At 57.1% G+C, this 10,106-nt stretch carries 10 protein-coding genes; 5 read left to right on the top strand and 5 right to left on the bottom strand.

The features are described from left to right. Positions 1 to 1,071: 1,071 nt before the first annotated feature. The 5 genes from WG902_RS18315 to WG902_RS18295 all read left to right on the top strand — a co-directional run bounded on the left by WG902_RS18315 (position 1,072) and on the right by WG902_RS18295 (position 5,266). The gene (locus tag WG902_RS18315) at positions 1,072 to 1,791 is read left to right on the top strand and encodes a Rab family GTPase (protein WP_340061607.1); all 720 of its coding nucleotides are present in this window, start codon (positions 1,072 to 1,074) and stop codon (positions 1,789 to 1,791) included. Further along, the gene (locus tag WG902_RS18310) at positions 1,784 to 2,308 is read left to right on the top strand and encodes a hypothetical protein (protein WP_340061606.1); all 525 of its coding nucleotides are present in this window, start codon (positions 1,784 to 1,786) and stop codon (positions 2,306 to 2,308) included. The genes WG902_RS18315 and WG902_RS18310 overlap by 8 nt, the downstream gene beginning before the upstream one ends. Before the next feature lie 221 nt (positions 2,309 to 2,529). After that, positions 2,530 to 2,904, top strand: a complete 375-nt coding sequence (locus tag WG902_RS18305; protein WP_340061630.1) for a RusA family crossover junction endodeoxyribonuclease — start codon at positions 2,530 to 2,532, stop codon at positions 2,902 to 2,904. Between the two features lie 26 nt (positions 2,905 to 2,930). After that, positions 2,931 to 4,148: a hypothetical protein gene (locus WG902_RS18300; RefSeq protein ID WP_340061605.1), complete on the top strand. Its 1,218-nt coding sequence runs from the start codon at positions 2,931 to 2,933 to the stop codon at positions 4,146 to 4,148. Positions 4,149 to 4,288: 140 nt separating this feature from the next. Continuing rightward, complete coding sequence (locus tag WG902_RS18295; protein WP_340061603.1) at positions 4,289 to 5,266, top strand: hypothetical protein; 978 nt, start codon at positions 4,289 to 4,291, stop codon at positions 5,264 to 5,266. Positions 5,267 to 6,123: 857 nt separating this feature from the next. On the opposite strand, the gene WG902_RS18290 is transcribed toward WG902_RS18295, so the two are convergent. The 5 genes from WG902_RS18290 to WG902_RS18270 all read right to left on the bottom strand — a co-directional run bounded on the left by WG902_RS18290 (position 6,124) and on the right by WG902_RS18270 (position 10,026). After that, a complete protein-coding gene (locus tag WG902_RS18290) occupies positions 6,124 to 6,759 on the bottom strand; it encodes an endonuclease NucS domain-containing protein (protein ID WP_340061629.1) in 636 nt (211 codons plus the stop codon). Between the two features lie 100 nt (positions 6,760 to 6,859). After that, complete coding sequence (locus tag WG902_RS18285; RefSeq protein ID WP_340061602.1) at positions 6,860 to 7,738, bottom strand: putative phage abortive infection protein; 879 nt, start codon at positions 7,736 to 7,738, stop codon at positions 6,860 to 6,862. A gap of 141 nt (positions 7,739 to 7,879) precedes the next feature. Further along, positions 7,880 to 8,497 (bottom strand): hypothetical protein, encoded by a 618-nt coding sequence (locus WG902_RS18280; protein WP_340061600.1) that lies wholly within the window; start codon positions 8,495 to 8,497, stop codon positions 7,880 to 7,882. Next, positions 8,490 to 9,419: a DUF4747 family protein gene (locus WG902_RS18275; protein WP_340061599.1), complete on the bottom strand. Its 930-nt coding sequence runs from the start codon at positions 9,417 to 9,419 to the stop codon at positions 8,490 to 8,492. The genes WG902_RS18280 and WG902_RS18275 overlap by 8 nt, the downstream gene beginning before the upstream one ends. A 160-nt stretch (positions 9,420 to 9,579) precedes the next feature. Further along, complete coding sequence (locus tag WG902_RS18270) at positions 9,580 to 10,026, bottom strand: hypothetical protein (protein WP_340061597.1); 447 nt, start codon at positions 10,024 to 10,026, stop codon at positions 9,580 to 9,582. Positions 10,027 to 10,106: the final 80 nt, after the last annotated feature.

Below are 10,106 nucleotides of genomic sequence, written 5' to 3'. Positions count from 1 at the left end.
TTTGACGCTGGGTCCGGATCGTTCTTCCGGGTGTTGCGCGTCAGCTACGGGTCCGCCGATCGTGGGTCAATCGAGGTCGTCGATGGTGTTCGCGCCACGACGGCCTTTTTGCTTCCCGGCACGGTTCCCGTACCGGGTCTGGACCGCGGCCTCGTCCGCCGAGGAGGCGTCCGCTGCCTTCGCGGTCCAGAGGTTTCTGACCCCGCTCTTCAATCTCACACCCACTTGGGTCGGGTCAGTACTTCGAACTGCTGTCGGGTGCGTGAGGCCACCGCTGGCCGATGCCAATGACCACAGCCAGAGGGGGGTGAGTGAATTATTGTGTTTTATATAAATCAACTAATTCACTCACCCCCCTTCCAGCTCGGATCGCGGCTGCAACGCGTCCTTTGACGGCGGCTTCACTCACCCACCTTCGGTCCGGATCACTCACCCCCTCCGGATGAATCAAATTCGGGCCCTCGCAAGGGCCCGAATTTGTTGAGGACGGAGTCCAGCGAAGCTGCACCGCACCCCCGCCGGGGGGTGGACACCCTCCAGGCCGGATACGGATGATCGGGGCACCAGGTGTCATGGGTACCAGGAGCGTGTTCTCGCGACCAGATGCGTGGGTCCAGTGTCAGGCCGTCATGACCGTCTTGATCGTCCCTTGTGAGAACAGGTTGTGCGTCCAACATCGGACATCGGAAGCTGTCATCTCGGGTCTCAAAGAGCCAGCGCCATCATCCCTTTGGGTGATCCATCGCGACACGGGGTTGGGTGAGTCGATGCCACGGCCACCGAAGAACACACACGTTCCTCTCACCCACGTCCAGGTGGCGCGGCCGACGAACAGTCCCAAGAATGGGCCCAGCACGCAAACACCCACCGCATCCACCGCATCGTCCCGCGGCTCACACCCGGTACGTCGTGAGCTAAGAGAGATCAGGGCCAGGTGATCTGGTGACGGTGGGTGAGACGGGTGGTGGCCAGACAATTACCCGAACTCCTCAGCGAATGCAAGACTGCGTCCTCAATTGGCAGTCTCGACGATGCGTGCTAGCCTTTCCGCACAATGAGGAGGGTTACGACGTGTCATTTTGGAAAGCCTTCGCGGCCGTAGCGAAGAAGATTGCGATGTCAATCGTTGGGAAGGAAGCGATCAACGCCATTCGCTCCCTGCCAGCAAAGGCTCGTGAATGGTGGTACGGAAAGAAAATATGCGTCATCGGGCCGACGGGTGCTGGCAAAAATAGCTTCTACAGCAGACTGCGCCAAGAGGCAGTCCCGACAGAGCACATTCAAACGCGGGGTGTGGAAAAACTTGAGTCTTTTGATTTTGTTCAGACCCTTCCAGACGGAACGCTATTCAAGCTTCGCTGTAAGAGATCTGTCAACGTGGGTGGCGAGATCGACGAACGAGATCGTCACTGGTGGCAAGCATGCGAAGGCGCTGACGTGGTTTTCTATCTGATCGACGCGGAGAAGGTGCTCGACGAGAATGCGGCTGCAGCTCATAGAAATCGAGTGGTGCAGGACTTGCAATGGCTTGCAACGCGTCTAGGACGCATTAAGGAACACGCACTGGTCCACCTTCTGGTGAACAAGGTCGATGCTGTGGCAACGAAACAAGAGCAGTTGCAGAAGTACGTGTCCGAACTGGAGCGGAGCACGAAGGCGGTGTTTGGTCCTTACTTCAAGCGGGTGACCGGCGTCACGCCTACGTCGATGGTCGATGACTATGTCTTCAACACGTCGTTCGCCGGAGCACTCGAAAGCATCTACCACAAGCAGACTAGGAAGCATGCGTAGCATTTGGCTGCTTCCCGACAGGGAACAAGCGGGGATCATCCGTGTCGCAACTCCTGAAGGAATAGTGAATCTCGGCGCGGCATTCGATGTGACGACGTTGCCAGCAGCGATCGTGCTGGGCGTCCCGGAACCAGTCCTGAGAGAGAACATCAGCTCCGACTTTCTTTTTGCACAGTTCGCGCGCATGGCTGGGGGAACGGCGGTTTTCTGCCTTTCGCGACGTGCAGGGCAAGACGTGAAGGGGCGTACCGTCTGCATAACGAACTTGCAATTACTTGATGATGGGGAAGCTCCAGCTATCCCTCCACCTGTACCACGAATCTCCCTCTCCGAAGAGGACTCGAAGGCGGTTAATGCACTCCGAGCGCGACTTGCTGCACCCGCAAGTGCCAGTGCCGAGGTGGTGCAGGAGCTGCTCAATGCCGTGCGTTTACATCGATGGGCAAGTACGTTCGCATCCGCTGATACCCCGCGGAACGCAAATCCGTACTCATGGACCCCAAAAAAAAAAGACTAGCTGTTCAAATCGCGCTCGCTGTGCTCGTTCTGATGCTTGCATGGGCGCTAGTTGTTTGACCACACGGCTGACCATCGTAAGCAGAAGGCGACAGCGAGTGAGCTTAGACATCGCTTCTAGCGACACCGCTCACCCCGTGCGTTCTGTAGGCTCGAGCCACGCTCCGTCACCCGAACGAACGCTAGCTCTAAAGGAGGCTCTTCTTGGATGAACAATCGGGCATGCTTTTCCCTCACTCCGTATTCATTAAAGGAGAGGCGTTCGGGAAACCCTATATGGGGAAGAGGCCAGACGCCCCAAGGGCGTGGATCGAATCTATCTGCAGTTCAACCAAGTCTTGGCCGATCGTGGTAGACGCGTGCCTCCTCAGGGTGACATTCTTGCTTCCACCGTCGAAGTTCTCGAACTCCAAGTTCTTGGGACCTGATCTCGACAATCTGATGAAGCTGTTCCTGGACGCGCTGAAAAACACAGTGTTCCGAGATCCCTCTGATGATTCCTTCGTGGTACCGATGGAGGTAGCGAAGACGCGAGTGGAGAGCGACGACAACGCGGGGGCGATGCTGGAGATCGTTCCCCTGCAAACGCACTCGTAGACCTGTGCCACCCCCTTGAGCGTCTCTTGAAACAAAGCTTCCTCTCACGCATACAGTCGTACTTTGACGGTCGGTACGACGGGCGATACCTGGAGTTCGTTCTCGCGGAAATCGCGCGACGGCATCCAAAGGCGATCTCGGAGCTGATCTGTTCGGCCTGCGGGTTGCCGAGCCGAAGTCTTCGCGCTCCAGTTCTGATCCCGGAGTATCGCTACGAATCCAGCGGCTCCCGGCGAGCCGACCTTGCGGTCTTCTCGTGCCCGGAGGACAGTCAACCGGTCGTGCTGATAGAGATCAAGTATCGGGACAAACCTGGGCGCGACCAGCTTCCTTCCTACCTCAAATGGAAGAACGGGGCGGATGGCCGTAACGTCCTCGTTCTGAGTCGCGAGGTGCTGGAGCCGGAAGGGTTCGCCTTCATGACGTGGACGCGGGCGGCACGCCTGCTGCGCGCACACGCGGCCGGCTCCGAGTTCGTGAAGGCACTAGTCGAACACCTGGAGGAAGAGGGAGTCGTCATGCAGGAGATCAAACCCAAACCCCTGATGGGTTTCCTAAAGCGTATCCTCGCGCCGCACGCTGCGGGCATGCAGGCGGGCAATGTCACTGGTCCGGAAGAGTTCAGCAGGCTTCTGAAGAACACAAAGTTGCTGTCAGCGAGATTCAATCCGCTCTTCAAAGATGCATGGCGTTCCGCAGGGAAGCGAGGCACCAGCGATCCGTCCGGGACCAAAGATGCGTCAATCGATTTTGACGTAATTAATCGCCTTTCCGTACCAACGCGTGCGGAGCTGTACGACGAGAGCTTGGGGTTCCCAAAGTTGCGTGATGCGGTTCGTGCCGGCGGAGTCATCGACGTGTACGCGAGACACTCACTCGGAAGCGGCAAGGATGTTTGGCTTCGAGTCGGCTATGGGTTCTGGATAGAAATTAAACGGTCCTCCTCTCACGAGCCGTCCCATCATCCGACCGTTCATCTGTGGTCGTGGGCGTATGGTGCCGGGGTTAAGCGATACAACACGCGAACCGGAGAAGACGTTGATGCACCTGTTCAGTCCAGCGAGAAGAAGATCAGCTTTGCCCTACTGACGACGAAAGCGGAAGAGTCCATTGATCGCTTGGAGCAGATTGTTCGGAAGCAGTTAGTCGAAGTGCTGGAGCAACTGCGCTCACCAAGTGACATCCTGACCGCCAAACAGCGCCTTGCAGTGAAGCACCTCTTGAAGAGGCTGCGCACTGCCTAAAGCGGGTGCGCGCACGTCACTCTTGAGTGCCACCCCCGTGGTGAGCTAATAGAGATTAGGGTCGTGTGGGGTGGGTGGGGATGCTTGGTGCGGGGCCGCCTCGTGTGATGACGCACAATCTCCGCCTAAGGAGATTGCACGTGAAGGTCTACATCGCCAATTTTGGTCGCGGCAACTACATGTGGCCAGACTGTGTCGCAAGGTCTACCGTGGGGACGTTTGAGAGCGAAGAAGTTCGCGACTTCTGGCTCGCCGGGGATCGTCAGAAATACATTGACTACTCCATCCAGCACGTGAAAACCGTGGCGGGTATCCCGCCTACTGTCGCAGTCGCTTCACGATGGTTTGAGATCGGAAACATCGTCGCGGGCACGTCGGGTGACTACTGGATCCATACAGACGGCGACGATCTGTGGTGGACCATCTCTCGTTCAGAACCTGCTACGGCGGAACTCGTTCCCTCGAGATGGCCGGGATCAAAGCCCGGTACGCGTGCATACGAGATCCACAAGCCCGCAGAGAAATGGTCACGTGTGACACGCGGTGGGAGACCACTGAGATGGTCAGGCCTTCACCCAAGAGCGCGGGCGTTCCTCACGACCCAAAGCACACTGGTTTCCCTGAATCCAGGAAACGCTGAATACGCGCTGGCGCTGATTCACGATGAGCCACTCACCTCTTGGCACTCTCAGCCAGAGTGGGCGGCAAAGCAGGCGAACAGCAAGACCGCGCCTGTGAAGCACTTCAGCGCACATGAACGTGCGGTTTTGAGAATGGTGAACACGGCATATGACACTGTGGCCAACGCTGATGGCCGTACGGTGGAACGCGCGCTGAAAGTCAAGGAATGCGGCTTCGACACACGCGACGAGTTCACGGCGTACCTCAACGCGCTGCTGGAGGCGCAGGACTACTCGTGCGCCCTCACCGGGTTGCCGCTTCAATTTGACGGAGCGCACGATGACGCCGCTCTGTTGGCTTCTCTAGATCGGATGGACAGCAACGGCCACTACGCACCTGGGAATCTGCAGATCGTGTGCCGATTCGTAAACTTCTGGAAGGGCAATCAGGACAACGGAGAGTTCGCCCGCCTGCTTCAATTGGTGCGAACCGGCTAGCCGCCCGACGCATGTAAGAATGGCTGAGCTCGGACACGAGGGCTGCTCATATGACCACGTACTTCCGCTCCGGCTTCTACAGGCGATCAAAGTATGGCACGTTGCACTGGGTCGCAGGCCACTCGGTTGACCGTGCGCAGTGGTATAGAAGCAGCGCGTACCGCGAGCCGGATGTGCCCGATTGGACTCGTTCGCACGCAGCTGCGTTTGTGAATCCGAACGCTGTATGTCCAGAGTGCGGCGCCTTGGTGTACTACTACCAAAACCAGTTCGGCAGTCGCGTTTACTTCGATGACCTGGGCCCGCCATGGCCGAAGCACCCGTGCACTGACAAAGCCCTGGACGTTACTGGGCCGCCAGCTATCAAGAGTGATGTCGAGCGAGTCGCGATAAGGGCGGATCCGAGCTTCGACGCTGCCCAGCGATCGAAGGCATTTCAGACGAAGTACGGGGCCAGTCCGTGGCCTGCGTATGTAGTCGCAAAACGCATGAGTTCGCCGCACGGAGTGTTTCTCATTCTGCAGCCGTTAGACGAGAGCGAACGGCTTGTCTACCTTTGCATCAAACGCCCGGCACGCGGCCTAGTAGCGGACACCTTAGTGTTTTACTCACGCGGACGTCTTTCGTTCCTCCAAGGTGCATCCCTGCAGACGGTGATGACGCGGGCAGTCGTTCTCCCGAGCGCGCATGACTTCATCATCAGACTGATCAGTGGGCCTCGAGTGCCCACTGATCGCTCTTGACGACTATGCCCCTCGTTCGTGCTGTGCCGTGGCATTCTCCCAGTGACAAGGAAATCAGCGTCTGCGCGTCGCGAAAGCTGGCTCGAGCCGCGGCCGAGCCAGATGGCAACTAGCTCAGGGGGAAATGTCCTCTGCGCGATGCAGCTTGAACTGCACCTCGTACTCGAACAGCGACACGTTCGGGAAGACCGCGATCGAGTACCGCAGGTTTTGCGTGATCTCCCGGGCGACGATCACGCCGTTCACCACCGTAGTCGGGTGCTGCATCCATAGCCAGCCCATGTATCTAGCGAGTTGACCGATCGCCTTGTCTGGGGATCTTGCGCGCTTGAGTTCGAACACGTGAAACGCCCCTGTGATATCCACAGCGAGAATGTCGATTGGTCCTACTGCGGTGGGGTACTCGACACCGTCTCGACCTTCCTCATCGACATACAGCTTCAGCTTCTGTCCGCCCAAAGAAATGGTTGCCAAGTTCTGAGCGATGAAGTCACGCAGCTGCGCCTCGAACTGGAAAGCAGATTCCTCCGAACTCTCTGCCGAGTCTTCTTCGGCCGCCTCATCCTGAGCGAACACAGGCGGAATCATTGCTGGGTCTGCACCCGGCGGAATTAACCTGAATTCATCTGGACTCGACTGCACAGTCCAGCCCTGCTTCTTCAGAGCCGCACGTATCTGCTGCGACGTGCGGTCAGTCGGATGAATGCCAGCAGGAATCCACTTCGGATTGGCTCGCAGCCACTCCTTCATCGGCTGCACTTCGACTCCTCCGCCTGCTAGTGGAATCACGACGTTGTACCGCGCCATAGGTGTCCCCGTTGCAGAGTGTAAGGGAACTCGGGTGCTCCGCCTACTGAAGTGCTGGATTCGTGCCGAAAGCGCCGCGAACGATTTTCGCAGTCGGCTGCGGGGATGTGTAGTCTAAAAAGGTGCGAATGGTTGCTTCGTCAGCAAGCGGTAGATCTTCTTCTACAGCGACGTAAGTTGTCTGGTCCCTTTTAAGCGGCAGGTGCTCCAGCATCCGATACCGGACGAGAAGATTCCGGAACTGGCCCTCGTCTACCATGTTCTCTTGGCAGTTCAGGAGAAGAAGCGTCAACTCGCTCGCGGACAACTGAGCGCGAAGCAGGCTACCGAAGCGGCGCTTTTCAGCTTCATTAACCACGTGACCTCGCTGCACATCTATAAGTCTGAGAATTTGGTACAAGTTGCGGAAGTAATGACCCAGGACATAGTTGTGGTTCTGCTGTAACTGCCGGTACAAGAACGTGGTGTCTCCCGGCGATCCGGAGAAGCTTGCCAAACGATCCACTATCGCAGCAAAAACATCTCTCCCCTCGACACTGTTGGAGGCTGGGAGAGGAGCACTTGATCGAGCGCTGAGTTCCTTCCTCCACTTCGGCGCTTCAATAATCCCCGTGTTAATGTGTAGACCTCCGACGATTGTGTGGTGCAAGGAGAGAGCGTTGAAAAAGGCACTCTCGAACGCTTGTTTATGTGAAGAGCTCCACTGCGTGTAAGCGGCGATTGCAACCCCCGCAAAGGCAAGAGCCGCAAAGAGGGCGTTAATCCCGCCGAACAGATCGCCAGCTTGTCCTAATTCAGTGAGCGTCACTGGTTTTTCACCAGCGAAACGGCGTGCGACGAACGAAGCTCCGTAAAGCCCCCATGCCGCCCAGGCAGCAACTATCGAAGCGACGAACCCAGCAAACTTAAGCTTAGTGGACATTACTGCAATGGCGACTGACGCCAGTATGGAAAACGCGAAGATCCAAGAAATTGAGTTTATTAAGGGCTTAATCACTGGTGGCGTGTAGGTGACGGACTGAGCAGTCGGCTAGCGAACTGCAGTCGCTGAATCGCGAACCGCTTAATCATCGAGTTTCTGGATCAGTACGTTGCGCCCGAGTCGGAACAATGTCCGCACAAGTTGGAAGGTGAGTGCCAGAGAAGTAAATAGCAGAAACCAGGTGGCGTAACGAAGAGGAACGCTCGAGGTTATGACCTTCTGGAAGATGCCTGCAAAAATTGAAGCGGTCATGAAAACTAACGGGAAGGCAAAGGACGCATTGAGACTCAATATGGTGGTTTCGAGCCCAAGCGGGTCTTTTGCGGCCGCATGCTGCGCCTGAAGATCGCGTACTAGCGTGGGCGCAACCCCGAAGACCAGCGCGTATACGCCGATGCCGAAGCCCAGAAGGCTGGGCAAGATGGAGTTCACGAGATCAGCCGGCATCAACTCCTTGGCGGAAGTGACCCCGAAGTCGTACTCAGCTAGGCAGACGAATATCGTGAACACCCCGCCTGCAGTGCAAGAACCGGCTAAGCCTCTTGCCCAGTACCAGAAAGGCGCTATGCGATTGAAGTAGCGCACGTCGCCATCCGAAACATACTCGTTGGCGATCTCAATCAGCCCCGACACGCCCCATAGCCGCTTCCACAGCGGCTTCTTGCGACGCGGCGTCTCTGTAGTTGCAGGCTCAGTCACCCAGATGCCCCACTTTTCTTGCTAGCTCCAACAGCCGGCTGTTCATCCGCCTGAAGAAGCCGGTGGTGTCTTCATTACGCTGCTGGCGACCGCCGACCGTTTCGGGAGCATTCTCAGTCTGGAACGACGTAGTCACGTTTTTCCCGTCGACCGACTCAACAAAAGTGATTGATGCTCGCCCGTACCCGGCGGCGTTCCGCACGATGCCGTCGATCGTCTGTGGCACATGAGGCATAACGCCTCCGCGCTCAGTCGTTGCGCGCAGATGCAAGCGGTGAAGCCTGTTCTCAGCAAAGTCGTCAAGCACTTCGTCGCTAGTCGGCCCGTTCTTGAATGTGAGATCAACTTCGATTTTCTTGAACCCGACGGCGCGTTCAAGAACGCTTACTAGTTCGTCTTTCTTCGAAACCAGGTTTATTGTGAGCACGTGGTGGGGGAAGTGCTCATCCGCTATTCCTTTCAGGAAGTGATTTAGCGCCTTTTCGAGGTTCTTGATAGAAGGCAGTCTTCCTGATTGGGTATCCACCGCAAGCCAGTGTGCACGAGGGTTGAAGATGAAGGGATATTCACGTCTCCCCGAGATGCCCTCTTGGCCCTCCTGCTGTTCGAACAGCGTGACGCGGGTATACAGATCCTCAACCGAACTCGTCTTGTCGAACTTTATGAAAGCACCAAGTACGAAAAGCTCCCCGTCTGCTCCGTTTTCGACGGCTGTCACGGGAGTCGCAGGGAGTGGAGCAAAGTAGCTGTCCTGTACAAGCCTGAATGCGGTCAGCATCAGCGCTTTCGCTGCAAGGACCTTTTTCACCTGCTCATTCAGGTGCCAGAACAATTGCAGATATCCGTCCGGCCCGACTTCCTCCGACTCAGCCGCCCGGTCAACGGGCAGGAGCTGGATATTGAATACTATGAACTTACTCATGCCGCCCTGACTCCCTCGTTTTTGTTGAGCTGGCAGTTTTACTCGCGCTGCGCCTACCTGTCATCCCCCTAACAGCCGTACGAACGAGCTGGGATACATCCTCAGGCTCGCAGAAAATATCTACCCTGCGGCGGCGAGTGGATCGGGCCGGCGACGTGCGTTATACAGCCGACTTCAGCTTATCGAGCTCGTCGTTCAAGGTGACTAAGCGCTCTTCGAGCTCCACCTTCATAGCATCGACCTTCTTGACAATCTTTCCCGTCGCACTAGAACTTGAGTTAGCCCACGTGGCGATCTCCTCGAAGTGCCCAATCTGCTTACCGAGGGCCTGAATCGCACGGTCCATCTTGTCGAGACTTGCGGCCTCTCCGGACGACTTCTGTGCGGCCCGCACTGACATTGCTTTCGCGACCATCACCGCGGCTTTCACCCACAGGTCACTCGCCTGATCCTCTGGATTCCATCGGGTGATGATGTCGCAGCCGAATCTCTGAAGCCTCGGGATGCTGTCGTGAGCGGTGCGCTCCGAATGGACATATACACAGATCGCTGCCTGCCGGTTCCGTCTTGCGATGTCTGCTTCGTTGAGCGAGTCGTCGAGGGTCACGCCCGCCTTCTGCTTGCACTCCACAACGATCCTTGCGCCCGCCGCGGCACTAGAAAACACGCGCCTGAAATGTGCCGCAT

The sequence above is a fragment of the Ramlibacter sp. PS3R-8 genome, assembly GCF_037572435.1.
Taxonomy (GTDB): Bacteria; Pseudomonadota; Gammaproteobacteria; order Burkholderiales; family Burkholderiaceae_C; genus Ramlibacter.
The sequence above is the reverse complement of the archived record's forward strand: the minus strand, read 5'-3'. Positions and strand labels throughout refer to the sequence as shown.

Excerpts from the sequence above, each read along its gene's own strand:
- WG902_RS18310 (WP_340061606.1), top strand. The coding sequence starts at position 1,784 with ATGCGTAGCATTTGGCTGCTTCCCGACAGGGAACAAGCGGGGATCATC.
- WG902_RS18305 (WP_340061630.1), top strand. The coding sequence starts at position 2,530 with ATGCTTTTCCCTCACTCCGTATTCATTAAAGGAGAGGCGTTCGGGAAA.
- WG902_RS18290 (WP_340061629.1), bottom strand. The coding sequence starts at position 6,759 with ATGAAGGAGTGGCTGCGAGCCAATCCGAAGTGGATTCCTGCTGGCATT.
- WG902_RS18285 (WP_340061602.1), bottom strand. The coding sequence starts at position 7,738 with ATGTCCACTAAGCTTAAGTTTGCTGGGTTCGTCGCTTCGATAGTTGCT.
- WG902_RS18275 (WP_340061599.1), bottom strand. The coding sequence starts at position 9,419 with ATGAGTAAGTTCATAGTATTCAATATCCAGCTCCTGCCCGTTGACCGG.